Source organism: Phenylobacterium sp., assembly GCF_019636135.1.
GTDB lineage: Bacteria > Pseudomonadota > Alphaproteobacteria > Caulobacterales > Caulobacteraceae > Phenylobacterium.
Window position 1 is genome coordinate 33,042 of record NZ_JAHBYD010000031.1, and the last position, 25,404, is coordinate 58,445.

Consider the following 25,404-nt stretch of genomic DNA (forward strand, 5'->3'; position numbering starts at 1 on the left):
CCGAGGGGCAAATGGCTGGGTACGAATTCGAGCAGATCGATGCGCCGCCACCTGTGCGCATCTCTGGGCGCGTGAAGTGGTTCGACGCGGGCAAGGGCTATGGCTTCATCGTGCCCGACGACCCCAGTCAGACCGACCTGAAGGACGTGCTGCTCCACGTCACCAGCCTGCGCAACTCCGGCCGCGAGAGCTGCCTCGAGGGCAGCCTGATCACCTGCGACGTCGTCCGGCGCCCCAAGGGCTGGCAGGTGGCGGAGGTGGTGCTCGTCGACGAGACCTCCGCCACGCCGCTCGAGCGCCGTCCCGAGATGGCGCGCAGCCGGCCCGACTTCGCCGCCCGCGCGCCGCGGCGGCCCCTGGCGGCCACCGGCCCGCTGGAAGAGGCCAAGGTGAAGTGGTTCAACCGCGCCAAGGGCTACGGCTTCGTGGTGCGCGACAACCAGCCCGGCGACATCTTCGTCCACATCGAGACCCTGCGCCGCTCGGGCATGGAGGACCTCCAGCCGGGCGAAAGCGTCATGGTGCGGTTCGCCGAAGGCCCGAAGGGTCTTGTTGTGGCCGAGATCGAAGCGTCTAACCTCGACTGACGCTGACGCTTCGGAGTTCCTCTTCGTGCCCATTGGTTCGACCGCCCGGGGCGGCCTCATCGCGCTCGCCCCCCTTTTCGCCATGGGGGCCGCGCTGGCCTTCGCCGCGCCCGCCGCGGCGCAGGACATCCCGCGGATGGACCCGAAGCATTGCAAGGGACAGGCCGAGATCAGGCCGCTGGAGCCGCTGTCGGTGCGCACGGACAAGGGCGTGAAGAGCTTCCAGGTCGAGATCGCCGACACGCCGCGCGAGCAGCAGTACGGGCTGATGTGCCGCAAGGCGCTGGCGCCCGACCGCGGCATGCTCTTCCTGTTCGGCGCCGAGGCGCCGCGGGTCTTCTGGATGCGCAACACGCTCATCCCGCTCGACATCGTCTACATCGGGGCGAACGGCCGCGTGGTCTCGATCAGCCGCAACGTGCGGCCGCTGGACGAGAGCGGCGCGCCGTCCGCGGGGCCGGCCAAGTACGTGCTGGAACTGGCCGCCGGGCGCGCCGCCGAGATCGGCCTGCTGCCGGGCGACCGCGTCACGCATCGGGCCATGCCGCGTGGATGAGGTCATCCCGGAGCCGCCGGAGGGGTTCGTCCGCTCCCAGGGCCGCGGCGCGTTCTCGACCCTGAACGGGCCCTACTTCCACAAGCCGCCGGTCGAGGGGCTGGTGAGCCAGGCGTTCTTCGCCCTGCCGCGCCACGCCAACGGCATCGGCCTGGTGCACGGCGGGATGCTGTCGGCCTTCACAGACGGCCTGCTGGCCTCGGCCGTCGGCCACGGGACGCAGAAGGTGGGCGTGACCATCCACCTGTCGCTCGACTTCCTGCACATGGCGCGACAGGGCGACTGGGTGATCGGCGAGGCCCGCATGACCCGCGCCACCAGGGACGTCGCCTTCGCGGAGGGCTGGCTCAGGGCCCGCGGCGCGGACGTTCTGCGGGCGTCGGGCATCTTCAAACTGATGGAGCGGCGGGCGTAGGTTTGCGGAAAGGCGGAAACGCCTATATCGGGAGCCCGCCGGCGCCCTCGGGGCGTAGCGCAGCCTGGTAGCGCATCTGCTTTGGGAGCAGAGGGTCGGGAGTTCGAATCTCTCCGCCCCGACCACGCCGGCGGCGAAGACACTGGGGTCCGAAGAGAGACATGCTCGCGCGCATCTACCGTCCGTCGAAGACCGCCATGCAGTCGGGCCGCGCCAAGGCCGCCGCCTGGGTGCTGGAGTTCGAGCCGAAGGACGCGCGCCGTCCCGACCCGCTGATGGGCTGGACGGTCACCGGCGACACCGAGTCGAGCCAGGTGCGGCTGACCTTCGACACCAGGGACGAGGCGGTGCGCTATGCCGATGCGCACGGCATCGCCTTCCAACTGATCGACCCGGCCCCGGCGAAGCGCATCATCAAGGCCTACGCCGACAACTTCGCCTTCGGCAGACGAATTCCCTGGACCCATTGAATCCGCTCATCCCGGCGAATGCCGGGACCCAGGTGACGAGCGCAGGCGGCTGACCGGATAAATTCCCAGATCCCGGCGGCCCGTCGCGAAGTTCCTCCATCTGGGTCCCGGCATTCGCCGGGATGAGCGGGGTAGAGTACCGATCTCAGAGCTAGCGCCCGTAGCTCAACCGGATAGAGCATCCGCCTTCTAAGCGGACGGTTGCAGGTTCGAGTCCTGCCGGGCGCGCCATCTGGAGGCCCGTTTGGCCTGGACGAAGACCTACGACGAAGCCGAGCCCCAGCGCGTCAACAAATGGCTGGCGCAGAGCGGCGTGTGCTCCAGGCGCGAGGCCGAGGCGCTGATCGGCGAGGGGCTGGTCTACATCGACGGCGAGCGGGTCGGGGACGCCGGGCGCAAGATCCTGCCGGGCCAGACGCTGACCCTGACCGACAGGGCCGAAGGGCGGCTGGAGGGCTTCACCGCGGTGCTGAACAAGCCGGTCGGCTACGTGTCGGGCCAGCCCGAGCCCGGCTACACGCCCGCCGTGCGCCTGCTGACGAGGGCCGCGCTGGTGGGCGAGGGGACGCCGCCGGAGCCGCGGGCGAGCCTGCCGCCGCTGGGACGGCTGGACCTGGACAGCCATGGCCTGCTGATCCTCTCGGACGACGGCGTGCTGGCCAAGGCGGTGATCGGCCCGGCGTCCGAGCTCGACAAGGAGTACGTCGTCCGCGTGGCCGGCCGCATCGACGGGCCGACCCTGGCGCGCCTGCGCCACGGGCTGGAACTGGACGGCCGCAAGCTGAAGCCCGCCAGGGTGAGCGTGGTGCAGGGGCAGGTCCTGCGGTTCGTGCTGAAGGAAGGCCGCAACCGGCAGATCCGGCGGATGTGCGAGCTCGTGCAACTGAGGGTCATGGACCTGGAGCGCGTCCGCATCGGGCCGCTCGAACTGGGCGACCTGCCCGAGGGGCGGTGGCGGCGCCTCACCGCGGCCGAGCGCGAGGCTATGATCCGGGCGTCGCAGGGCCCGCCGGGCGGGGCGTCCGGTCGGCGTTGAGGCGGATCGTCCAGTCGGCGCGGCCGGGCATCTCCTCCAGGATCCAGCGGGTCAGCCGTTCGTAGTGCTGGACGAACTGGCCGACCTGGGCGTCGCTCATGCCGGCGCCGGTGCGCGCCCGCAGCTTGGCCTCCTGCTCCGCGCGCCAGCCGCGCACCACCTCGAACCCGGGCGCGGCCAGCATCACCAGCCGGTCGAGGCGGCCGAACAGCGCCTGGTAGGTCTCGCCGAGTTGGCGGTTCACGTAGCCACGCCAGGCGCCGCTGGGGTCGTCGCGCCGCTCCAGGGCGTTCAGCGGCGCCCTGAGCCGTTCGGGCGGCTCGGGGACGGCGCCGACGCACCAGCCCTCCAGGATCACCATGTCGACGGGGCCTTCGACCTCACGCCACCGGCTCTTGGGCCGGCGCTCGTCGGTGGCCTTGTCGAAGGCGGGCAGGGGCGTCGTCCCGGGCCGGCGCAGATGGTCCAGCACCGCGCAGGCGAGCGCCACGTCATGGGTGCCCGGCGGCCCGCGCACCTGCAGCAGGCGGTGCGTCTTGCCGGCCAGCCAGCCCCGCGCCTCGCGGCCCAGGTAGAAGTCGTCCAGCGAGATCGCCACGACGTTGAAGCCGCGCTCGGCGAGGAGCCGCGCCGTCGCGGCGGCGACGGTCGACTTGCCCGACCCCTGGGCGCCGCAGAGGCCCACCATCGCCGTGCGCCCGAAGTCGGCGCGCCAGTCGATCGCCCGGTCGGCGAGCGGCTCGCAGATCTCCTCGAAGGCCTGGCGGAACGTCTCGGGCAGGCGCTCCTGCGCCATGAATTCGGCCAGCCAGTCCTCCGGCGCGCTCACGCGGGCGCCAGCCGCGCGTAGGCGTCGAGGCCGGCCCGCAGGTCGGCGATGAGGTCGGCGGGGTCCTCCAGGCCGATGTGGAGGCGCATGAGCGGGCCGCCGTAGTCCTTGCGGCGCCTCCTCGCCCTCAACTGCGGGTCGCAGGAGATCGCCAGGCTCTCGAAGCCACCCCAGGAGAAGCCGAGGCCGAACAGATCCAGCGTGTCGAGGAAGGCGTTCACCGCTGCTTCGGGCGCAGGCTTCAGGACGAAGCCGAACAGGCCGCAGGCGCCCTTGTAGTCGCGGGCCCAGAGCGCGTGGCCCGGGGCGCCCGGCAGCGCGGGGTGCAGCACCGAGGCCACCTCCGGCTGCGCCTTGAGCCAGTCGGCCACCGTGAGCGCGCTCGCGCCGTGCCGCGCCATGCGGGTCGGAAGCGTGCGGAGGCCGCGCAGCATGGCGTAGGCGTCCTCCCCCGAGACGGCCCAGCCCATGTTGTTCACGCCGTCGACCAGCGCGCGGACGAGCCTGGGATCGCGGGCGGCGGCCGAACCCATGAAGACGTCGGAGTGGCCGCCGACGTACTTGGTCAGCGCCTGGAGCGAGAGGTCGATCCCGTGCTCCAGCGGCCTGAAGGTGAACCCCGCGCCCCAGGTGTTGTCGATGGCGGTCAGGATCCTCCGCTCGCGGGCCAGCGCGGCGATCCGCGGCGCGTCCTGCATCTCGAACGACAGCGACCCGGGGCTTTCCATGAGGATCAGGCGCGTGGCCGGGCCGGCGTCGCCGACCACGGCCTCGGGCGCCGCCGCGGGATCGTAGTAGCGCACGCCCACGCCGAAGCGTTTCAGGACGTTGTCGCAGAAGCGGCGGATGGGCTTGTAGCAACTGTCGACGACGAGGATCTCGTCGCCGGCCTCGAGCACCGCCAGCAACGCCCCGGAGATGGCCGCGATCCCGGAGGGGTAGAGCGACACGCCCACCGCGCCCTCCAGCGCCGCCAGCGCGTCCTGCAAGGCCGCCTGGGCCGCCAGCCCCGATCGACCGTAGGTCAGATGGTTCTCGTCGTCGTAGAGCGCCTCGGCGTTGGGCAGCAGGACGGTCGAGCCCTTCTGGATCGGCGGGCCCACCGTCCGGGCCAGCGGCGCCGCGGGCGCCTTGCCGGTGTGGATCAGGCGGGTCTCGTCCGACATGCGGGGTTGCGGGTCCAAGCGGCGCTGGCGAAAGTGCCTCGGGGCAGTTAGAGCCCGAAGCCAATCTTCGTTTCAAGGAGCAGGGATGATCCGGCGCCTCCTGGCGGTCGCGGCAGTGGCGGCGTTCCTCGCGGGATGCGGCGCGCCGAAGCCGGCCGAGCCGGGACCCGCGCCCGCCGTTTCGACCAAGGTCAGCGCCACCCAGCCGGGCTACAAGGCCGCGAAGAGCGCGACGCTGGACGCCGTGCGCAAGCGCGGACGGGTCGCCTGCGGCATCCACCCGGGCCTGCCGGGCTTCGCGCTGAAGGACGCCCGCGGCGAGTGGCGCGGGTTCGACGTCGACATCTGCCGCGCGGTCGCCGCCGCGACGCTGGGCGACGCCTCCAGGGTGGATTTCACGCCGGTCCCGAACACCGACCGGTTCGGGCCGCTGCAGGGCGGCCAGGTCGACATCCTGTCGCGCAACACCTCGGAGACCTTCGCGCGGGACGCCGGCCTGGGGCTGACGTTCCCCGTGACGACCTACTACGACGGCCAGGGCTTCCTGGTGGCCAAGGCGTTGGGGCTGACCAGCGCCGAGGAGCTGTCGGGCGCGCGGATCTGCGTGCAGGACGGCACGGCCAGCGCCGGCAACGTCGAGGACTATTTCCGGGTCCGCGGGATGACGTTCCGGCCGCTCCTGGTCCGCTCCGAGGCCGAGGCGCGGGCGAAGTTCCAGAACGGCGAGTGCGACGTGTTCACCGCCGACGTCTCGGCGCTGGCCGCGGCGCGTTCGGTGCTGGGCAATCCGGGCGCCTATGTGATCCTGCCCGACGTGATCTCCAAGGAGCCGCTGGGGCCGGTCGTGCGGCAGGGCGACCCGGTTTGGGCCGAAATCGTCCGCTGGTCGGTCTATGCGACGATCCTGGGCGAGGAGCTGGGCCTCTCGGAGCGCACGGTGGAGCAGGCGCGCGAGACCGTGACCGATCCGGAGGCGCGCCGCCTGCTGGGCCTGGAGGGCGACCTGGGTCCGCTGCTGGGCCTGAAGGCCGACTGGGCCTACCAGGTGCTCCGCCAGGTGGGCGCCTATCACGAGATCTTCCGGAAGAACCTCGGCGCCGACTCGGCGCTGCAACTCGACCGCGGCCTCAATGCGCTCTGGAGCGCGCCGCGGCCCGGCCTGATGTACGCCCCGCCGATGCGTTAGAGGTCCATGACCATGGCGCAGCGGCCCTTCAGGCCGCGGCCCCGTTCGTTCATCAGCGCCTGCCGGATCGTCGCCGGAGCCTCGTCCTCCGGCCAGTCGCGGAAGCCGGCCGAGGCGTAGAAGGGCGCGTTCCACGGGATGTCGCGGAAGGTGGTCAGGCTCATCCGCCTGAGCCCCCGTTCGCGCGCCCAGGCGGCGGCGTGGGCCAGCAGGCGGCGGCCGAAGCCCTTGCCCTGCCGGTCCAGGCGCACGTCCAGTTCGTCGACGTGCAGGCGGTCGCCCAGGACCATGCCGGCCAGGAAGGCGACCGGCCCGGCGCCGTCGTCGACGACCCAGAGCGTGCCGGCGTCGAGGTGCGGGCGATAGGCGTCGGCCGGCGCCGCGTCGGTGAGCAGTTGCGGCGGGATGTCCCGGCCCACGAACCTCTGGGCGGCGGAGAGCTCGATCCGGGGGATCTCGGGCAGTTCCGTCTCTCGGGCCAGGCGTATCTCGATGGGTCAGGCTCCCGTGACGACGTCGGTGTCGGGGCGGCCGCCCCATTCCGTCCACGACCCGTCATAGACCGCCACGTCGAACCGGCCCAGCCGCGCCAGGGCCAGCGCCAGCACCGCGGCCGTCACGCCCGACCCGCAGGAGGTGATGATCGGGCGGCCGAGGTCGACGTGGGCGAAGGCGGCGCGGAGCTCGTCTGCGGGCTTCAGCGTGCCGTCCCCGGCGACGAGGTCCGTGAACGGCAGGTTCTTCGCGCCGGGCATGTGGCCGGAGCGCAGGGTCGCGCGCGGCTCCGGCGCCGCCCCGGTGAAGCGGGCGGACGAGCGGGCGTCGACGATCTGCGCCGAACCGTCGCCGATCGCCTGCTCGATGTCGGCGATGTCGGCCACGAGGTCCGGCTCGAAGGCCAGAGAGACCGCGACGGGCGAGGGAGTCGGCCCGGCCGTGTCGACCGGCCGCCCCTCGGCGCGCCATTTCCTGAGGCCGCCGTCGAGCACGAAGACGTCGCGATAGCCCATCGCCCGGAGCGACCACCAGACGCGCGCCGCCGAGTAGAGCCCGTGGGCGTCGTAGACGACGATCGTGTGTTCGCGCCCCAGGCCCAGCGCGCCGACGTCCCGCGCGAAGGCGGCGGGCGAGGGGAGCATGTGGGGCAGGTCGGTGTCGGGATCGGCGATGGCGTTGACGTCGAAGAACACCGCGCCGGGGATGTGGCCGGCGTCGTAGAAATCGCGGCCTTTCCCGGGCTGGCCGACCAGCGGGAGGGTGGCGTCCACGACGCGGACGTCCGGGTCGCCCAGCCGTTCGGCCAGCCAGGCGGTCGGGACGAGGGGGTCCTTGGGGGAATCTATTCCAGCCATGGCGGGACGGGCAGGCCCTTCTCCCGCAGGAACGGCGGGTTGAAGATCTTCGACTGATAGCGCGAACCGTGGTCGCAGAGCACGGTGACGATGGTGTGGCCGGGACCCAGGTCCTTCGCCATCCGGATGGCGCCGGCGACGTTGATCCCGGTCGAGCCGCCCATGACCAGGCCCTCGTGCTCGAGCAGGTCGTAGATGGCGAGCAGCATCTCCTCATCGGAGATCCGGTAGGCGTGGTCGATCTTGAGGTCGGCGATGTTGGCGGTGATGCGGCCCTGGCCGATGCCCTCGCTGATGGAGGTTCCCTCGGCCTTCAGCTCGCCGTCGGTGTAGTAGCCGTAGAGCGCCGCGCCGTGCGGGTCGGCGAGGCCGATCTTCACATCCGGGTTCCGCGCCCGCAGCGCCTCGGCGACGCCGGCGAGCGTGCCGCCCGACCCGATGGCGCTGATGAAGCCGTCGACCTTGCCGTCGGTCTGGGCCCAGATCTCGGGGCCGGTGCCGTCGACGTGGGCCTGCTTGTTGGCGACGTTGTCGAACTGGTTCGCCCAGATCGCGCCGGCCGGCTCCTTCGCGTCAAGTTCCGCCGCCAACCGACCGGAATACTTCACGTAGTTCATCTCGTTCGAGTATGGGACCGCGTCCACCTCGACCAGTTCGGCGCCGTAGAGCCGGATGGCGTCCTTCTTCTCCTGGCTCTGGGTGCGCGGGATGACGATCGTCGACTTGTAGCCCAGCGCCTGGCCCACCATCGCGAGCCCGATGCCGGTATTGCCCGCGGTGCCTTCCACGATCCGGCCGCCAGGCCGCAGCAGCCCCCTCTGCTCGGCGTCGCGGACGATCCACAGCGCGGCGCGGTCCTTCACGGACTGGCCGGGGTTCATGAACTCGGCCTTGGCCAGGATCTCGCATCCGGTCAGCTCGCTGGCGCGGCGCAGCCGGATGAGCGGCGTGTTGCCGATGGCGTCGAGGACGGAGCTGGCGATCTGCATGGACGCCTACTTAAGGGCGGCCGGCGCCGGCGAACAGGGGGCTGCTCAAGCTTTGCTGAGCGAGAGCTGCACCACGTCGGTCCGCCGGGTCCGGAAGCCCGCCTCGCAGTAGCTCAGGTAGAAGCGCCAGAGCTTGCGGAAGCGTTCGTCGAAGCCCAGCCGGGTGATCTCGTCCCACGCCGCCTCGAACCTGCGGCCCCATTCGGCGAGCGTGTCGGCGTAGCAGACGCCGAAACGGTGGATCTGGCCCCAGGAGAGGCCGGCCTTGTCGGTCACGGCCTTCAGGCGCTCCTCCGAGGGCAGCATGCCGCCCGGGAAGATGTACTTCTGGATGAAGTCGGGGGTGCGCTTGTAGTGCTCGAAGTACTCGTCGCGGATGGTGATGATCTGCAGGCCGGCCTGGCCGCCGGGCTTCAGGCTCTCGCGCACCTTGTCGAAGTAGGTGGGCCAGTAGCGCTCGCCGACCGCCTCGAACATCTCGATGGAGGCCACGCGGTCGAACTGGCCGGCGACGTCGCGGTAGTCGACGAGGCGGATGTCGGCCTTCTCGTTCAGGCCCTCGCGGAACATCCGCTCCTTGGCGAACCTGTACTGCGCCTCGGAGATGGTGATGGCGGTGACCCGCGCGCCGACGTCCTTGGCCGCGAACTCCGCGAAACCGCCCCAGCCGCAGCCGATCTCCAGCACGTGATGGTCGGGCGCGAGGCCCATGCTCTCGCAGAGCGTCCGGTACTTGCGCTTCTGGGCCTGCGGCAGCGGCTCGCCCGGATTCTCGAAGCGGGCGGCGGAGTAGGTCATCGTGGGGTCGAGCCACTGTGAATAGAAGGCGTTCCCCAGGTCGTAGTGGGCGTGGATGTTCTTCTTGGAGCCCGAGCGGCTGTTGTTGCGGTGGAGGATGTGCTCGAGCGTGTTGAGCGCCGCCATGACCGGGTTGCCGAACGAGACCTTCTCGAAGCGCGCGTAGTTCGAGGCCAGGACCTCCAGCAGCACCGACAGGTCCGGAGTATCCCACTCGCCGGCCATGTAGCCTTCGCCGAAGCCGATGGTGCCGTTGGAGATGGTGCGCTTGATGAAGTCGTAGTCGTGGACGATGAGGCGCGCCTCGGGGCCGGGCTCGGCGCCTTCCAGGCGGATCTCGCGCCCGTCGGGCAGCACGAAGGTCATCGTCCCGACGATCCAGTTCTGGATCATGGTCCGCGCCGCCGTCCGGAACACGATGGGTGTGCCGCTGAGGTCCGCCATGGTCGAACCTTTAGTCATCAAAACGCCCCCAAACCAAACGCCGAGGATTCCACAGGGTTCAGCCGCAGCTACTTCGACCGAGCCCAGGATACGGTCAAGCCGCTCCGAGGGACGCGCCGCATCGGACTTGAGATGAGGCCCGCGTCGGGCCATTGGAGCCGCATGGCCAAACTCACAATCGACCGCTGGAACCTTTCGATCGGCGACGGCCAGCCCCTGGTCGTCATCGCGGGGCTGAACGTGCTCGAAGACATCGGCCTGGCGCTGGAGGTGGGCCGCGAGCTGAAGGCGATCGCGAGCGAACTCGGGCTGCCGTACGTGTTCAAGGCCAGCTTCGACAAGGCGAACCGCTCGTCGATCACGAGCTACCGCGGGCCGGGCCTGGAAAAGGGCCTGGAGATGCTGAAGGCCGTGAAGGCCGAACTCAACGTCCCGATCTGCACCGACCTGCACGAGATCGCCCAGGCCGAGCCGGTCGCCGCGGTCGCCGACCTGGTGCAGATCCCGGCCTTCCTCTGCCGCCAGACCGACCTCGTGATCGCCGCGGCGCGGGCGACGAAGGCGGCCGGCGGGCTGCTGCACGTGAAGAAGGGCCAGTTCCTGGCGCCCCAGGACTGCCGCTCGATCCTCGACAAGGTGCGCGAGGCCACCGACACCGACATGACGATCCTGTGCGAGCGGGGCGTCTCGTTCGGCTACGGCAACCTCGTGGTCGACATGCTGGGCATCCCGATCATGCAGGCGCTGGGCGCGCCGGTGAGCATCGACGCCACCCATGCCGTGCAGCTTCCGGGCGCCCGGGTGGGCTCGAACGGCGGCGCGTCGACCGGCGGCCGGCGCAGCGGCGTGCCGGTCATCGCCAGGGCCGCGGTCGCGTCGGGCGCGGACGCGGTGTTCCTGGAGTTCCACCCGGAGCCCGACCAGGCGCTCTGCGATGGTCCGAGCGCATTGCCACTGACGGCGGCGCGGCCGCTGCTGGCGCAGTTGAGAGCTTTGCGGGAAGCCCTGGGGTGACCAACCCCGATCCGCTCATCCCGGCGAATGCCGGGACCCATGAACGCGGGAGAGCGAGGTGATCCGCAGCGTCGCCGCCTGCGACCTGTCCCGGGCTGCGGAGTGCATGGGTCCCGCGAACAAGTCGCGGGATGACGAGGAGAGGGTGAAGGGGGCGGCTTGACCGGCCCGCCAACGCGTCCCAAGGGACAGGCCATGGATCTGGCCGCCCTTCAGAGCCTGCTCTCGGACCTTCCCGGCAAGCGCGTCTGCTGCGTGGGCGACCTGATGGTCGACCGGTTCGTCTACGGCTCGGTGAGCCGCGTCTCGCCCGAGGCGCCGATCCCGGTGCTGAAGCGCTCGCGCGAGCTGAAGATGCTGGGCGCCGCCGGCAATGTGGCGCGCAACGTGGCGGCTCTGGGCGGCTCGGTGGCCCTGGTGGGCCTGGTCGGCGGCGACGCCGAGGGGCACGACGCCTCGCGCCTGGTGGGCGAGGCCGACCTCGAGGGCTACCTCGTCACCGACGCCGGGCGGCCGACGACGCTCAAGACGCGGTTCGTCTCCAGCGGCCAGCAACTGCTGCGCGTGGACCTGGAGGAGGCGCGGCCGATCGCCGGCGACGTCGAGCAGCGCATGGTCTGCACGCTGAAGGACGCCGCCCGGGGCGCGGGCGTGATCCTGATCTCGGACTACGGCAAGGGCGTGGTGACCGACGCGGTGATCGCCGCGGCCCGCGAGACCGGCGCCCGCGTCGTCGTCGACTCCAAGGCCCGCTCGTTCGCCCGCTATGGCGAAGTGGACCTGGTGAAGCCCAACGCCTCGGAACTGGCCTACGCCACCGAACTGCCGACGGAGACCGACGCGGAGGTGGAGGCCGCCATCGCGCGCGCGCTCGAACTCTGGTCGGCCAGGGGCGTGCTGGTGACGCGGGCCGGCAAGGGCATGTCGCTGGGCCTGCGGGGCCGGCCGGTGAAGCACTTCGGGACGGTCTCGCGCGAGGTGTTCGACGCGTCCGGCGCGGGCGACACGGCCATCGCGGCGCTGGGCCTTTCGCTGGCCGCCGGCGCGGGCGTCGAGACCGCCATCGCCTTCGCCCAGCTCGCCTCGGGCGTGGCCATCGGCAAGGCCGGCACCGCCACCGTGAGCGCCGACGAACTGGTCGAGGCCGTGCTGTCGCAGCACTCGGCGCTGGTCGAGGGCAAGATCGCCACGCCGCAGCGGATGGCCGAAGAGGTGGCGCGCTGGCGCGGCCAGGGCCTGAAGGTGGGTTTCACCAACGGCTGCTTCGACATCCTGCACCGCGGCCACGTGGCCTATCTGGCGCAGGCGCGGACGTGGTGCGACCGCCTGATCGTCGGCGTGAACTCCGACGCCTCGGTGCGCGCGCTGAAGGGGGAGGGGCGGCCGGTGAACGACCTGGAGAGCCGCGCCCTGGTGCTGGCGGGCCTGCGCAGCGTCGACCTCGTGGCGCCGTTCGACGAGGCCACGCCCCTGAAGCTGATCGAGGCGGCGCGGCCGGACGTGCTGATCAAGGGCGCGGACTATTCCGAGGACGAGGTCGTCGGCGGCGATCTGGTGAAGTCCTGGGGCGGCGAGGTGAAGCTGGCCGAGATCGTCGACGGCTATTCGACGACCGCCGCCATCGCGCGCATGGCCCAAAAGGGAGCTGATGCATGACCCGGCGTATCGTGTTCGTGACGGGCGGCGCGGGCTTCATCGGGTCGAACATCGTGGCCAGGCTCGCCGAGGACCGTGCGCTGGACCTCGTCGTCTGCGATCGCCTGCACGGCGTCGAGACCGGCAAGTGGAGGAATGTCGCCAAGCACCCGATCGGCGATTTCGTCCATCCCGACGACATGTTCGACTGGCTGGAGAGGCGCTGGCGCGATGTGGAGCTGGTGATCCACATGGGCGCGGTCTCATCGACGACCGAGCCCGACGCCGACAGGATCCTGCAGAACAACTTCCAGCTCAGCCGCGACCTGTTCCGCTGGTGCGCCGACCGCCAGCGCAGGCTGGTCTACGCCTCCAGCGCCGCGACCTATGGCGCGGGCGAGCATGGCTTCGACGACGACAACGGCTACGAGGCGCTGGCGCGGCTGAGGCCGCTGAACGCCTACGGCTGGTCGAAGGCGCTGTTCGACCTCTTCGCCGCGCGCCAGGCGACCCGCGACTATGCGCCGCCGCAGTGGGTGGGGCTGAAGTTCTTCAACGTCTACGGGCCGAACGAGGAGCACAAGCTCTCGATGAAGTCGGTGGCCTCGCAGATCTGGCCGCAGGTCCGCGACGATCATAGCGTCCAGCTCTTCAAGAGCTACCGCAAGGACGTGCCGGACGGGGGCCAGAAGCGCGATTTCGTCTACGTCCGCGACGCCGCCGACGTGGTCCGCTGGCTGTTCGACAACCCGCAGGTGAACGGCATCTACAACCTGGGCTCGGGCCAGGCGCGGACGTTCGAGGATATGGCGCGCCAGGTCTTCGAGGCGGCGGGCAAGACCGCCCGGATCGAGTACGGGCCGATGCCGCCGGCCATCCGTGACAAGTACCAGTACTTCACCGAGGCGAGGATGGAGCGCCTGGCCGCCGCCGGCTATTCCGCGCCGCTGACGCCGCTGGAGGAGGGGATCGGCGAGTACGTGGGCCGCTATCTCAGCCAGCCCGACCCGTATCGCTGACGATGCCGGAGACACCGCCCGCTCCGCGACGCCGGCGCTGGCTGCTGCCGAGCCTCCTGGGCCTGCTGGTGTTCCTGGCGACGGGGGTCGCGGTGTTCTGGGGCGACCTCGTGTCCACCGCGCTCGACCCCAAGGTGCCGTTCCAGACCTACGAGCCGCCGCCCGGGCCGGACTACGGAAAGGACACGGCCTGGTACCTGCGGCCGCATTCGCCGAGCCCCCGCGACGCCGACGTCTTCTTCGTGGCCCCCACGACCTATGACGGCGGCCGCAACTGGAACGCCCGCCTCGACGCGAAGCGCGCCAACCGCCAGTTCGAGGACGTGATGGCCCCGAACTACGTCGGGCCTTTCGTCAGCGTCGGCCGCGTGTTCGCCCCGCGCTATCGCCAGGCCAGCCTCTACACGCTGACGACGCTCAGGGAAGACGCGCGCGAGGCGCGGCAGTTCGCCTATGGCGACGTCCGCGACGCCTTCCGCTGGTACATCGACCAGGACAACGGCGGCCGGCCGTTCTTCATCGTGGGCGTCGAGCAGGGCGGCACGCTGGCGACGCGGCTGCTGGCCGAGGAGGTCGCGCGCGATCCGTTGCTCAAGGGGCGGCTGGTGGCCGCGTACCTCGTCGACACCGTGGTTCCGGCCGACGCGCCGCCGATCGGCCCGTGCGTCGAGCGCCGGCAGGCCGGCTGCCTCGCGGCCTGGGCGCCCGTCTACGAGGGCGACTTCGACGCGGCGAAGCGCCTGCTGGACCGCGCGCTCGTCTGGACCCCCGATGGCCGCCTGGACAACCTCGCGCCCCGGCCGGCGCTCTGCTGGAACCCGATCCTGGGCGCCGTCACCGACCAACCCGCGCCGGCGCGCCTGCATCTGGGCGCCGCCAACGCCACGGGCCTGGAGTGGGGCGCGCGGCCGGCGTTCATGGCGCGGCAGGTCTCGGCCTACTGCGGCGGCGGGGTGCTGCACGTGACGAAGCCCAAGTCCTCGTCGCTGAAACAGGCGGGGAGCTGGGCCGACCGGCGCAAGGCCCCGGGCTTCAACCTCTTCTACGCCGACCTGGAGGCCGATGCGAAAGCGCGGCTGGCGGCGTGGCGCGCGCGGTGATTTGATCGCCCCAACGAACAGAGGGAGGATCGGATGGCCAACCGCCAGATCGTGCTGGACCGGCTGCCGGGGGCTGAGAAGCTCGCGCCCGGGCACTTCGCGCTGAAGGACGGCGACGTGCCGAGCCCCGGCGCCGGCGAGGTGCTGCTGAAGACCCGCTACATCTCCCTCGACGCGGCCAACCGCGCCTGGATGCAGGGCGCGACGTACCGTTCGGCGCTGGAAGGCGGCCAGGTGATGGCCGGCGGGTCGCTGTCGGAGGTGGTGGAGTCCAATGTCGACCACCTGAAGCCCGGCGACCTCGTCTTCGCCGACATCGGCTGGCAGGACTATGGCGTGGCGCCCGGCAGGCGGCTGCAGAAGCTGCCCGACCTGAAGCCGGAGACGCACCTGCTGAGCGTCTACGGGATCGCGGGCCTCACCGCCTATTTCGGCCTCCTGGAGTGCGGGCAGCCCAAGGCCGGCGAGACCGTGGTGATCTCGGCGGCGGCCGGGTCGGTGGGCTCGATCGTGGGGCAGATCGCGAAGATCAAGGGTTGCCGCGTGGTCGGCATCGCCGGCGGCGAGGAGAAGGGGCGCTGGCTGACCGGGGAGCTCGGCTTCGATGCGGCGGTCGACTACCGCAGTCCCGAGTTCAAGCGCCAGCTCCGCGCGGCCGTGCCGGAGGGCATCGACGTCTATTTCGACAACACCGGCGGCGACGTGTTCGAGGCCTGCCTGTTCGCGATGAAGACCCACGGGCGCATCGCCTGCTGCGGGGCGCTCTCGCAGTACGACGGCGCGCCGCCGCCGCACGGGCCGCGCGGCGTCCCCGGCCTGATCGTGACCAAGCGGCTGACCCTGCGGGGCTTCGTGGTCATGGACTTCGCCGACCGGAACGACAAGGCGCTGGCGGACCTGCAGGGGTGGGTCGCCTCCGGCCAGCTCAAGGTGACGGAGGATATCGTGGACGGGTTCGAGAACCTGCCCGCCGCCCTGATCGGCCTCCTGCACGGCGACAACCGCGGCAAGCGGATGGTGCGGGTTTGAGCGGCTCGCCCTTCAGCGCGACCTACGCCGAGGCGCGCGACAAGTTCCTGGCGGCCGCGCGCGGGGCAGGGGCCTCGCTCTCGGCCTACGTCCACCCCGAGCGCGGGCCGGATGGCGGCGAGCTGGCCACCGACGTCGCCTGGATCGGGCCGACGGACGCGCGGGCGGTGTTCGTCATGGTGTCGGCGACGCACGGCGTCGAGGGCCATTGCGGCTCGGGCGCCCAGATCGACTGGCTGCGGCGCGGGGAGGCGGCCCACCTGCCGGCGGGCGCGGCGGCCCTGATCGTCCACGCCATCAACCCGTACGGCTTCGCCTGGAGCCGGCGGGTGACGCACGAGAACGTCGACCTGAACCGCAACTTCGTCGATTTCGGCCAGCCGCTGCCGCAGAACCCGAACTACGACGCGCTGCATCACGCGGTGAAGCCGGCCGACTGGAGCGAGGCGACGCAGGCGGCCAGCCGCGCCACCCTGCTGAACTACGCCAGGACCCACGGCTTCCCGGCCCTGGTGCAGGCCATGTCGGGCGGGCAGTACAGCCACGCGGACGGCATCTTCTACGGCGGGCGCGAGCCGACATGGTCGCGCAGGACGCTGGAGACGATCTTCCGTGAACGCCTGGCGGCCGCCTCCGACGTGGGCGTCATCGACTACCACACCGGCCTCGGCCCCTGGGGCTATGCCGAACCGATCGCCAGCGCGCATCCGGCGTCCGACGGATATCGCCGTGCGCGCGAGTGGCACGGGCTGGCCGTCACCAGCATGTCGGGCGGCGAGTCCGTCTCGGCGGTCCTGGCGGGCGACTGGCTGGAGGCCGTGCCGCGGCTCGCGCCGCACGCGCGGACGACCGGCGTGGCGCTGGAGTACGGCGTCGTGCCGAGCAACGAGGTGCTGGACGCGCTGCGCGCCGACAACTGGCTGCATGCCCATGGCGACCCGCTGAGCCCGCAGGGCCAGGCGATCAAGGCGCAGGTGCGCGCCGCCTTCTACGGCGACGACGACGTCTGGCGCGGCATGGTGCTGGGCCAGTCCCTCGTCGCCGCGCGGCAGTCGATGGCGGGGCTCGCGAAGGCGCTGGGCGGCTAGAACTGGAGCTCGGGCCGCACCTCGACCGTCCCGTAGCGGGCCATGGGGATGCGCTCGGCGATCCGCATCGCCTCGTCCGCGTCGGCCGCCTCGATGAAGATGAAGCCGCAGAGGACCTCCTTCGTCTCGGCGAACGGGCCGTCGAGGACCAGCGGCTTGCCCTTGCGCACCCGGACCGTGCGCGCGGTCCGCACGCCCTGCAGCGCCGACGCCGCGATGAAGTGGCCGGCGGCTTCCAGTTCCCGGTCGTAGGCGAGGGAGTCGCGGTCGAGGGCGTCCTTCTCACCGGCGGGCAGGTTCGAGACGGCGCCGGGTTCGGCGTAGACGAGGCAGATGAACTTCACGGGACGGCTCCTTTCAGCCTGGCTTTCCGCCCCAAGGTCGAAACAGCCCCGCCGGACCCGACATTCTTGTCAGCCCGCGTCGCGGAGCGCGAGGCCGGCCTTCCAGTCGAAGAGTTCGGAGAGGACGTTCAGCGCCTGGCCGCGCTCGGACTTCAGATCGGGGTCGCGCTGGATCGCCAGGCGGGCGTCGTCGCCGGCGGCCTGGATCAGGTCGCGATGCACGAACGGGTCGGCGAAGACGTAGTCCGGCAGGCCGGACTGGCGCAGGCCCAGCGCGTCGCCGCCGCCCCGGAGTTCCAGGTCCTTCTCCGCGATGACGAAGCCGTCGTCGGTGCGGCGCAGGATGTCGAGGCGCTGTTGGGCCGTCTCGCTGAGCGGCGGGTCGTAGAGCAGCACGCAGGCGCTCTCGCGCCGGCCCCGCCCGACCCGGCCGCGCAACTGGTGGAGCTGGGCCAGGCCGAACCGCTCGGCCTGCTCGATCACCATGATGGTGGCGTTGGGCACGTTCACGCCCACCTCGACGACGGTCGTCGCGACGAGCACCGAGAGCTTGTTGTCGGCGAAATCGGCCATGACGGCGTCCTTCTCGGGCCCGGTCATCCTGCCGTGGACGAGGCCGACGCCGGGGCCGAGGGCCTTGCGGAGCGCGATGGCGCGCATTTCGGCGGCAGCCAGGTCGCTGACCTCCGACTCCGAGACCAGCGGGCAGATCCAGAACGCCTGGGCGCCCTCGCGAACGGCGTCGCGCAGGCGGGCCACGATCTCGTCCAGCCGCGGCATCGGGACGGCCCGGGTGGCGACTGGTGTGCGGCCCGGCGGCTTCTCGTCGATGCGGCTGACGTCGAGGTCGCCGTACATGGTGAGCTCCAGCGTCCGGGGGATCGGCGTGGCCGACATGGCGAGGAGGTGCGTGGCCTCGCCCTTGGCCTGCAACCGCTGGCGCTCGGCGACCCCGAACCGATGCTGCTCGTCGATCACCACGAGTTGGAGCCTGTGGAAGGCCACGTCGTCCTGGAACAGCGCGTGGGTGCCCACGGCCACCTTGGCGTGACCCGACGCCAGCGCCCGCAGCTTCTCGGCCCGCGCCGCACCCTTGTCGCGGCCGGTCAGCAGCACGACGCCCACGCCGTGCGCCTGCAACGGCCCGGAGATGGTCTCGTAGTGCTGGCGCGCCAGGATCTCGGTGGGCGCCATCAGGGCGCTCTGGCCGCCGGCGTCCACCACGTCGGCGATCGCGCACATGGCCACGACCGTCTTGCCCGAGCCCACGTCGCCCTGGAGCAGCCGGCTCATGCGCTCGCCCGAGGCGAGGTCGGCGCGGATCCCGGCGAGCGCGCGGTCCTGCGCGCCGGTGAAGGCGAACGGGAGATCGGCCTTGAGGCGTCCGGCGAGCGCCCCCGCCGCGATCCGCGCGGCCGGCTCGCGGCGGCGGGCGGCCTTGCGCTGGGCCATGGCGAGCTGGTGGGCCAGCAGTTCGTCGTAGGCGAGGCGGCGGCGGTGCGCGCTGAGGGGCGAGAGGTCGGCCTCGCTCTCAGGGTTGTGCAGCGCCGTCAGCGCCTCGCGCCAGGACGGGAACCGCTCGCGCGCCAGCCAGGCGGCGTCCTGCCACTCCGGCATCTCCGGCGCCTTCTCGAGCGCTTCCAGCACGAAGGTGCGCACGCGGCGCGCCGGCAGGCCCTCGGTGGCCGGATAGATCGCCTCCAGCTCCGGGATCTCGTCGCGCTTGTCGGGCGCCACGATGTAGTCGGGGTGGACCATCTGGCGGCCGAACTTCGACTCGTCGACCTTGCCCGAGACGATCCGCCTGGCGCCCACCGGGTGGCGCTGGACGAGCCCCTCGCCGAAGCGGCCGAAGAAGATCAGCATCATCAGGCCGGTCTCGTCGGCCACCTGCATCCGCCACGGCTGGGTGTGGACCCGCGGCTTCTGATGGTCCTGCACGGTGACCTCGAAGGTCATGATCTCGCCGTCCCGCGCGGCCGACAGCACCGCCGGCGTGCGCCGCACGACCGAATGCGGCTTCAGCCACAGCACGTCGCGCACCTTCGGCCCCGCCACGCGCTCCAGCAGCGGCGCGACGCGCGGCCCCACCCCCTTCAGGGTGGTGACGGGCGCGTAGAGCGTAAACAGAATCTCAGGGCGCATCGTGCGACCATAGCCTTCCCGCGCGAGGCTGCGCATCATGGGGCATAGTCGGGCGACCGGCGGCGAATCGGGGTGGAGAGACCAATGCGTGCAGGGATGTGGATGACGGTCGCCGCAGCGACCCTGGTCGTGGCCGGCTGCAACAGCGCTGGCGGCGGCGATGTCGTGGCCAAGGTGGGCGCCGAGAAGGTCACCAAGGCGCAGCTCGACGCGGAGCTCGCGCTGAGCGGCGCCGCAAATCCCGGCGATCCGGCCCTCCGCAAGGCGATGCTGGACCAGATCGTGGCGCGCAAGCTGCTGGCCCAGGAGGCGCGCGCCGAGAAGCTCGACAAATCTCCGGAGGCGGCGGCGCTGCGCGTGGCGGCGATCGAGACCTACGAGGCGAACCTCGAGCGCAGCGCGATGATGTCCACGATCCCCAAGCCGACGGAAGCCGACGCGACCACCTTCATCCAGGCGCACCCGGAGATGTTCGGCGAGCGGACCGGCTATGTGATCGAGCGCCTGAACGTGGTCACGAAGGCCGATCCGGCCCTGGTCAAGGCGCTGGAGCCCGCCAAGACGCTGGAGGCCGTCGAGGCGGTGCTGACCCAGCGCGGCATCGCCTATTCGCGCTCGGTCAGCCAGATCGACACGCTCCAGGCCGCGCCGCAACTGACCGCCACCCTGCGCCGGCTGCAACCCGGCGAGCCCTTCGTGGTGCCCGAGCCGAACGGCTTCACGGTCGGCCGGGTCCGCGACAGCAAGGTCCAGCCCCTGGTGGGGCCGGCCGCGATCCGGGTCGCGAGCGAGATCGTCTACGGCCAACGCCAGACGACGAAGATGAAGGAACGCCTCGACGCCCTGAAGTCGAAGAAGGTCACCTACGCCGGCGCCGGCGCCGCCGACGCGGACAAGCCGGGCGCCGCGCCCGAGAAGAAATAGGCGGCCCAGGCGAACGCGCCGGGCGGACGTCGTCGAACACGACGTCGCGGTCGTGCGTTCCGGGGTGGCGCACGACCCGCGCGGGCTCTATATGCCGCACTCCCGAATGGCGACCGACGAAGCACGGCTGAAGAAACTGAAGCTCCGCGCCTGGCGACGCGGCTTCAAGGAAGCGGACCTCATCCTGGGGCCGTTCGCGGACAAGCACGTCGCGGCCTTCACCGAAGCCGAGCTCGACTGGTTCGAGCGCCTGCTCGAACAGCCCGACCAGGACGTCTACGCCTGGATCCTGGAGCGGCAGGAGACGCCGCCTGAGTTCGACGGGCCTTTGATGAACCTTCTCAAGGCTTTCCGGGACGAAGCTTACAAGGTTTCCGGCCCCGGGGGCACGCTTCATGGCTGACGGGAACCGGCCGCAGGCGAACATGCGCCGGGTGGCCGACGATCCGGGCCGCCTCGACCTCGTCGGCGCGCCCGAGGGCTTCGACGCCCTGGTCATGGCCGACCTCGTCAAGGCGCGGAAGGGCCTGTCGGTCTTCGTGGCGCGGGATGCGGGACGGCTGTCCGCCTTCGTCGACGCCTTCGCCTTCTTCGGGCAGGGCGTCGAGGTCCTGACCTTCCCGGCGTGGGACGGCCTGCCGTACGACCGCGTCGGCCCCTCGGCCGGGGTCGCGGCGCAACGCATGGCCACGCTCTGCCGGCTGGCGGACGGCCTCGACGACACGCCGCGCCTGCTGGTCACGACCGTGCCGGCGCTGCTGCAGCGCGTTCCGCCCAAGGCCGCCATCCGGCGCGGGAGCTATTCGGCGCGGGTCGGCAACAGCGTCGATCTCGCCGAGGTCGAGCGGTACTTCGCCGTCAACGGCTACAGCCGGGCCTCCACCGTCTCGGAGAAGGGCGAGTTCGCCATCCGCGGCGGCGTCATCGACGTCTTCCCGCCGGGCGCGGAGGAGCCGGTGCGCCTCGACCTGTTCGGCGACACCCTGGAGAGCATCCGCGGCTTCGACCCCGAGACCCAGCGCTCGACGCGGCAACTGAAGGACGTCTCGCTGCTGCCGGTCAGCGAGGCGCTGCTGGACAAGGACGCCATCAGCCGGTTCCGCACAGGCTACCTCGAAGGCTTCGGCGCACCGGGCGACGATCCGCTCTACGCCACGATCTCGGAGGGCGGGCGGCGCGCCGGGATGGAGCACTACCTGCCGCTCTTCTACGCGGACCTGGCCACGCTCTTCGACTATCTGCCGGCCGATGCCGCCGTGGCCCTGGACCATCTGGCCCGCGACGCGCGCGACGAGCGGCTCTCGATGATCGAGGATGCCTTCGACGCCCGCAACGCCGCCGAACGGAAGGGCCAGTACCGCCCGCTGGAGCCCACGCGCCTCTACCTCGACGCGGCCGAGTGGGACGAGGCGCTGAACGTGCGGCCGACGCGCCGGTTCTCCGCCTTCAACGAGGCCGAGGGCGAGGCGGTGATCGACATGGGCGCCCGCGCCGGCCGCAACTTCTCGGCCGAGCGGAAGCTGGACAGCGTCAACCTGTTCGAGGCCACGGTCGACCACGCCGAAAAGCTGTCGGCCGGCGGCAAGCGCGTGCTGTTCGCCTCCTGGTCCGAGGGCTCGTCCGACCGGCTGAGCCACATGCTGGCCGACCATGGCCTGAAGAGGCTGCCGCTGGCCGCCTACTGGGACGCCGCCAGGGCCGCCGATCCGAGGACGCCGCAACGCGTGGTTCTGCCGCTGGACGCCGGCTTCGAGACCGAGAGCCTGGCGGTCATCTCCGAGACGGACATCCTGGGCGACCGGCTGGCCCGGCCCCGCAAGCGCCGACGCGCAGCCAACTTCCTGGCCGAGGCTTCGGCGCTCACGCCCGGCGACCTCGTGGTCCACATCGACCATGGGATCGCGCGCTACGAAGGCCTGAAGACCCTCGACGTCCAGGGCGCGCCGCACGACACGCTGGAGCTCCAGTACGGCGGCGAGGCGAAGCTGTACCTGCCGGTCGAGAACATCGACCTCCTGACGCGCTACGGCGCGGATTCCGAGGGCGTGCAGCTCGACCGCCTGGGCGGCGCGGCCTGGCAGGCGCGCAAGGCCCGCGCCAAGGAACGCCTGCGCGAGATGGCCGACGGCCTGATCCGCATCGCGGCCGAGCGGGCGATGAAGCAGACCGACGCCGTCGAGCCGCCGAGCGGGCTGTTCGACGAGTTCTGCGCGCGCTTCCCCTACGAGGAGACCGACGACCAGCTCCACGCCATCGGCGACGTGCTGGAGGACCTCGGCGCCGGGCGGCCGATGGACCGCCTGATCTGCGGCGACGTGGGCTTCGGCAAGACCGAGGTGGCGCTGCGGGCCGCCTTCGTGGTGGCCATGAGCGGCCAGCAGGTGGCCGTGGTCGCGCCGACGACCCTGCTGGCGCGGCAGCACTACAAGACCTTCACCGAGCGCTTCGAGGGCTGGCCGGTGCGCGTGCGCCGCCTCTCGCGCCTCGTGCCGGCCAAGGAAGCCTCGGAGACCCGCGACGGGCTCGCCAGCGGCGAGGTCGAGATCGTGGTGGGCACCCACGCGGTGCTCTCGAAGCAGGTCAGCTTCAAGAACCTGGGCCTCGTGATCGTCGACGAGGAGCAGCACTTCGGGGTGAAGCACAAGGAGAAGCTCAAGGAGCTTCGCGCCGACGTGCATATGCTGACGCTGACCGCCACGCCGATCCCGCGCACCCTCCAGATGTCGCTCAGCGGCATCCGGGAGATGTCGATCATCGCCACGCCGCCGGTCGATCGCCTGGCCGTGCGCACCTACATCACGCCCTGGGACCCGGTCGTCGTGCGCGAGGCGCTGCTGCGCGAGAAGTACCGCGGCGGCCAGGCCTACTTCGTGGCCCCGCGAATCTCCGACCTGCCCGAGCTGGAGCGGTTCCTGCGCGAGCAGGTCCCCGAGGTGAAGTTCGTGGTGGGCCATGGCCAGATGGCGCCGACCCAGCTCGAGGAGGTGATGAGCGCCTTCTACGACGGGCAATACGATGTGCTGCTCTCGACCACGATCGTGGAGAGCGGCCTCGACATCCCGACCGCCAACACCATGATCATCCACCGCGCCGACATGTTCGGCTTGGCCCAGATGTACCAGTTGCGCGGCCGCGTCGGGCGCTCGAAGGCCCGCGCCTACGCCTACCTGACGACGCCGGCGGAGCGGCAGATCACGCTGTCGGCCGAGAAGCGGCTGAAGGTGCTGCAGTCGCTGGACAGCCTGGGCGCGGGCTTCCAGCTCGCCAGCCACGACCTGGACCAGCGGGGCGGCGGCAACCTGCTGGGCGAGGAGCAGTCGGGCCACATCCGCGAGATCGGCGTCGAACTCTACCAGCAGATGCTGGAGGACGCGGTCAACGAGCTGAAGGCGCGCGGCGGGGCCGACGACGCGCCCGACCGGGGCTGGTCGCCGCAGATCAACACCGGGGCCGCGGTGCTCATCCCCGAGGAGTACGTGCCCGACCTCAACGTCCGCCTCGCGCTCTACCGCCGCATCTCCGACGCCGAGAAGTCGCAGGACCGCGAGGCGCTGGCCGCCGAGCTGATCGACCGCTTCGGCCCGCTGCCGCCCGAGGCCGACCAGCTCCTGAAGGTGGTCGCCATCAAGGGCCTGTGCCGCGAGGCCAATGTCGCGAAGATCGACGTCGGGCCGAAGGGCGCGGTCGTGAGCTTCCGTAACGACGTCTTCAAGAACCCGGGCGACCTTGTGGCGTTCGTGGCCCGGAACCCGATCGCCTGGCGGGTGCGCCCGGACAACAAGGTGGTCGTGAAGGGCGAATGGGAGACGCCGAAACAGCGCCTCGACGCCGCCGAAAAGGTGCTGGCCGAGCTGGCCAAGCTCGCCGCCTGAGCAGGAGTACCCGCATGCGCAGAGCCGCCCTGATCCTCGCCGCCGCGGCCCTGTGCGCGCCGGCCGCGCCCGCCGCCGCCCAGACGGCCGCCGATTCCGCCGACGTCCGCTGCCTGATGGTCCTGCAGGTGGTCGGCCGCGACCCGAAGCAGGCGGAGCAGGCGGCGAAGGGGGTCTTCTTCTACCTGGGGCGCCTGTCGGCGCGAGGCCCGGTGTCGCGCCTCGAACCCCTGCTCAAGGGCGAGGCGATGAAGCTGACGCCGGCCCAGGGCCAGACCGAGCTGACGCGCTGCGGCGCCGAGCTGAACGGCCGGGGCGGCGAGCTTCAGGCGGTGAACAGGCGCCTCGTGGCGAGCATGGCGCCCAGGGCGGCGCCGGCGAGGAAGTAGCCGGATGCGGGCGCTGATCGCGATCGCCGCCGCGGCGACGGTGACGCTCCCGGCCGCGCCGGCGGCGGCCGACGCCGTCTCGGACAAGGCCGACGTCCGCTGCATGCTGGTCCTGCGGTTCGCCGCGCGGGACCCGAAGGCCCGGGAGATGGCCGTCCGCGGGGCGCACTACTACATGGGCCGGCTCGCCGCGCGCGGACCCGTCGCGCGGCTGGAGCCCGTCATGGCCGGCGAGGGCCGGTCGATGAACAGCGCCGCCGTCGCCCAGGCGGAATTCCAGCGCTGCGCCGAGGAACTGCAGAAGAACCAGACCGAGTTCCAGGCGCTCGACCAGAAGCTGTCGGGCGCGACGCCCGCGGAACCTGCCGCGCCGGCGAAGGAGGTCGACTCCTCGCAGGTGATCGAGCCGCCGGCGGACGAGGCGCCCCGATAACGGCGGTTGGCGGTTTCGCCGACTTCGGCGCATGCTGGCCCGGGGAACGCTTCCCGGGGGCCGGAACGATGAAACGCCTGATCCTGGCGAGCCTGCTCGCCGCCACCGCTTCGTCCGCGCGGGCCGACGACGACGCCGTCCGCGACGCCAACCGGCAGGACGTGCGCTGCATCCTGGGCATGAGCGTCATGGCCCGGAACGAGACCTACAAGCAGTGGGGCACGTTCGGCGTGTTCTTCTACTCGGGCCGGATCGAGGGCCGTGATCCCGGCTTCAGCCTCTCGGACGCCGTCAAGCGCGAGGTGAAGCTCATGCGGGCCGACGAATACAACGGCGAGATCAAGCGCTGCAGCGACCTGCTGGCGGACCGGAGCCGCGCCTACGAGGCCATGAAGCCGCCGGCGCCGCGCGGAACCGGCCGCTAGACCAGCGCCCCTGAACCGTCGAAGGCATCCCCCTTTCCTTGACGTCATGGCCGGGCTTGTCCCAGCCACCCATGGACACCCGCCTTTGCCGGAATGGCAGTTGAGGCCGCCGCTGCAGACTGACTGCAGCGTCTGAGTTCATGGGTGGCCGGGACAAGC

General features: G+C 71.3%; 26 protein-coding genes and 2 tRNA genes. 20 read left to right on the forward strand and 8 right to left on the reverse strand.

Annotated features, from left to right (window positions below):
- Positions 1–11: 11 nt before the first annotated feature.
- The 7 genes from KF737_RS18765 (at position 12) to KF737_RS18795 (ending at position 3,064) form a co-directional block, all read left to right on the forward strand.
- Positions 12–587 (forward strand): cold-shock protein, encoded by a 576-nt coding sequence (locus tag KF737_RS18765; RefSeq protein ID WP_296458598.1) that lies wholly within the window; start codon positions 12–14, stop codon positions 585–587.
- A gap of 25 nt (positions 588–612) precedes the next feature.
- Positions 613–1,143 carry a DUF192 domain-containing protein gene (locus KF737_RS18770; protein WP_296458601.1) on the forward strand — a complete coding sequence of 177 codons (531 nt, stop codon included), beginning with the start codon at positions 613–615 and terminating at the stop codon, positions 1,141–1,143.
- A complete protein-coding gene (locus KF737_RS18775; RefSeq protein WP_296458606.1) occupies positions 1,136–1,558 on the forward strand; it encodes a PaaI family thioesterase in 423 nt (140 codons plus the stop codon). The genes KF737_RS18770 and KF737_RS18775 overlap by 8 nt, the downstream gene beginning before the upstream one ends.
- 48 nt (positions 1,559–1,606) lie before the next feature.
- Positions 1,607–1,683: transfer RNA gene (locus KF737_RS18780), tRNA-Pro, on the forward strand.
- A gap of 36 nt (positions 1,684–1,719) precedes the next feature.
- Entirely contained in the window at positions 1,720–2,028 is a 309-nt protein-coding gene (locus tag KF737_RS18785) for an ETC complex I subunit (RefSeq protein WP_296458609.1), read from the forward strand.
- 154 nt (positions 2,029–2,182) lie between these two features.
- A tRNA-Arg gene (locus KF737_RS18790) sits at positions 2,183–2,259 on the forward strand.
- Between the two features lie 13 nt (positions 2,260–2,272).
- Entirely contained in the window at positions 2,273–3,064 is a 792-nt protein-coding gene (locus KF737_RS18795; RefSeq protein WP_296458611.1) for a pseudouridine synthase, read from the forward strand.
- Here KF737_RS18795 and KF737_RS18800 read toward each other — a convergent pair.
- Positions 3,012–3,893, reverse strand: a complete 882-nt coding sequence (locus KF737_RS18800; RefSeq protein WP_296458617.1) for a kinase — start codon at positions 3,891–3,893, stop codon at positions 3,012–3,014. The genes KF737_RS18795 and KF737_RS18800 overlap by 53 nt on opposite strands.
- Positions 3,890–5,059 carry a cystathionine beta-lyase gene (gene metC / locus KF737_RS18805; protein ID WP_296458619.1) on the reverse strand — a complete coding sequence of 390 codons (1,170 nt, stop codon included), beginning with the start codon at positions 5,057–5,059 and terminating at the stop codon, positions 3,890–3,892. Before metC ends, KF737_RS18800 begins: the two co-directional genes overlap by 4 nt.
- Positions 5,060–5,144: 85 nt before the next feature.
- On the opposite strand from metC, the gene KF737_RS18810 reads away from it, so the two are divergent.
- Positions 5,145–6,245, forward strand: a complete 1,101-nt coding sequence (locus tag KF737_RS18810) for an amino acid ABC transporter substrate-binding protein (RefSeq protein ID WP_296458622.1) — start codon at positions 5,145–5,147, stop codon at positions 6,243–6,245.
- Here KF737_RS18810 and KF737_RS18815 read toward each other — a convergent pair.
- From KF737_RS18815 to KF737_RS18830, 4 genes are all read right to left on the reverse strand, one after another.
- On the reverse strand, positions 6,242–6,664 hold the full coding sequence (locus KF737_RS18815; RefSeq protein ID WP_296458625.1) for a GNAT family N-acetyltransferase: 423 nt from the start codon (positions 6,662–6,664) through the stop codon (positions 6,242–6,244). The genes KF737_RS18810 and KF737_RS18815 overlap by 4 nt on opposite strands.
- A gap of 78 nt (positions 6,665–6,742) precedes the next feature.
- Positions 6,743–7,597, reverse strand: a complete 855-nt coding sequence (gene sseA, locus KF737_RS18820) for a 3-mercaptopyruvate sulfurtransferase (RefSeq protein ID WP_296458628.1) — start codon at positions 7,595–7,597, stop codon at positions 6,743–6,745.
- Positions 7,585–8,586, reverse strand: coding sequence for a cysteine synthase A (locus tag KF737_RS18825; RefSeq protein WP_296458630.1), 1,002 nt, complete (start codon positions 8,584–8,586; stop codon positions 7,585–7,587). Before KF737_RS18825 ends, sseA begins: the two co-directional genes overlap by 13 nt.
- Before the next feature lie 45 nt (positions 8,587–8,631).
- On the reverse strand, positions 8,632–9,828 hold the full coding sequence (locus KF737_RS18830; protein WP_296458634.1) for a cyclopropane-fatty-acyl-phospholipid synthase family protein: 1,197 nt from the start codon (positions 9,826–9,828) through the stop codon (positions 8,632–8,634).
- Positions 9,829–9,990: 162 nt separating this feature from the next.
- On the opposite strand from KF737_RS18830, the gene kdsA reads away from it, so the two are divergent.
- From kdsA to KF737_RS18860, 6 genes are all read left to right on the forward strand, one after another.
- Positions 9,991–10,842: a 3-deoxy-8-phosphooctulonate synthase gene (gene kdsA / locus KF737_RS18835; RefSeq protein WP_296458636.1), complete on the forward strand. Its 852-nt coding sequence runs from the start codon at positions 9,991–9,993 to the stop codon at positions 10,840–10,842.
- 195 nt (positions 10,843–11,037) lie between these two features.
- Complete coding sequence (gene rfaE2 / locus KF737_RS18840) at positions 11,038–12,498, forward strand: D-glycero-beta-D-manno-heptose 1-phosphate adenylyltransferase (RefSeq protein WP_296458642.1); 1,461 nt, start codon at positions 11,038–11,040, stop codon at positions 12,496–12,498.
- Positions 12,495–13,496, forward strand: a complete 1,002-nt coding sequence (gene rfaD, locus KF737_RS18845) for an ADP-glyceromanno-heptose 6-epimerase (protein WP_296458646.1) — start codon at positions 12,495–12,497, stop codon at positions 13,494–13,496. The genes rfaE2 and rfaD overlap by 4 nt, the downstream gene beginning before the upstream one ends.
- 2 nt (positions 13,497–13,498) lie before the next feature.
- Positions 13,499–14,596, forward strand: a complete 1,098-nt coding sequence (locus KF737_RS18850; RefSeq protein ID WP_296458649.1) for a DUF3089 domain-containing protein — start codon at positions 13,499–13,501, stop codon at positions 14,594–14,596.
- Positions 14,597–14,629: 33 nt separating this feature from the next.
- A complete protein-coding gene (locus tag KF737_RS18855; protein ID WP_296458652.1) occupies positions 14,630–15,625 on the forward strand; it encodes an NADP-dependent oxidoreductase in 996 nt (331 codons plus the stop codon).
- The gene (locus tag KF737_RS18860) at positions 15,622–16,713 is read left to right on the forward strand and encodes a M14 family metallopeptidase (RefSeq protein ID WP_296458655.1); all 1,092 of its coding nucleotides are present in this window, start codon (positions 15,622–15,624) and stop codon (positions 16,711–16,713) included. Before KF737_RS18855 ends, KF737_RS18860 begins: the two co-directional genes overlap by 4 nt.
- Here KF737_RS18860 and KF737_RS18865 read toward each other — a convergent pair.
- Entirely contained in the window at positions 16,710–17,057 is a 348-nt protein-coding gene (locus KF737_RS18865) for a YciI family protein (RefSeq protein ID WP_296458658.1), read from the reverse strand. The genes KF737_RS18860 and KF737_RS18865 overlap by 4 nt on opposite strands.
- 69 nt (positions 17,058–17,126) lie before the next feature.
- A complete protein-coding gene (recG, locus tag KF737_RS18870; protein ID WP_296458661.1) occupies positions 17,127–19,202 on the reverse strand; it encodes an ATP-dependent DNA helicase RecG in 2,076 nt (691 codons plus the stop codon).
- A gap of 102 nt (positions 19,203–19,304) precedes the next feature.
- On the opposite strand from recG, the gene KF737_RS18875 reads away from it, so the two are divergent.
- The 6 genes from KF737_RS18875 to KF737_RS18900 all read left to right on the forward strand — a co-directional run bounded on the left by KF737_RS18875 (position 19,305) and on the right by KF737_RS18900 (position 25,245).
- Positions 19,305–20,126 carry a peptidyl-prolyl cis-trans isomerase gene (locus KF737_RS18875; protein ID WP_296458664.1) on the forward strand — a complete coding sequence of 274 codons (822 nt, stop codon included), beginning with the start codon at positions 19,305–19,307 and terminating at the stop codon, positions 20,124–20,126.
- 106 nt (positions 20,127–20,232) lie between these two features.
- Positions 20,233–20,529 carry a succinate dehydrogenase assembly factor 2 gene (locus tag KF737_RS18880; RefSeq protein WP_296458671.1) on the forward strand — a complete coding sequence of 99 codons (297 nt, stop codon included), beginning with the start codon at positions 20,233–20,235 and terminating at the stop codon, positions 20,527–20,529.
- Complete coding sequence (gene mfd, locus KF737_RS18885) at positions 20,522–23,998, forward strand: transcription-repair coupling factor (protein ID WP_296458674.1); 3,477 nt, start codon at positions 20,522–20,524, stop codon at positions 23,996–23,998. Before KF737_RS18880 ends, mfd begins: the two co-directional genes overlap by 8 nt.
- A 14-nt stretch (positions 23,999–24,012) precedes the next feature.
- The gene (locus KF737_RS18890) at positions 24,013–24,387 is read left to right on the forward strand and encodes a hypothetical protein (protein ID WP_296458677.1); all 375 of its coding nucleotides are present in this window, start codon (positions 24,013–24,015) and stop codon (positions 24,385–24,387) included.
- A gap of 4 nt (positions 24,388–24,391) precedes the next feature.
- Positions 24,392–24,820 carry a hypothetical protein gene (locus KF737_RS18895; protein WP_296458680.1) on the forward strand — a complete coding sequence of 143 codons (429 nt, stop codon included), beginning with the start codon at positions 24,392–24,394 and terminating at the stop codon, positions 24,818–24,820.
- A 68-nt stretch (positions 24,821–24,888) separates the two neighbouring features.
- Positions 24,889–25,245: a hypothetical protein gene (locus KF737_RS18900; protein WP_296458682.1), complete on the forward strand. Its 357-nt coding sequence runs from the start codon at positions 24,889–24,891 to the stop codon at positions 25,243–25,245.
- Positions 25,246–25,404: the final 159 nt, after the last annotated feature.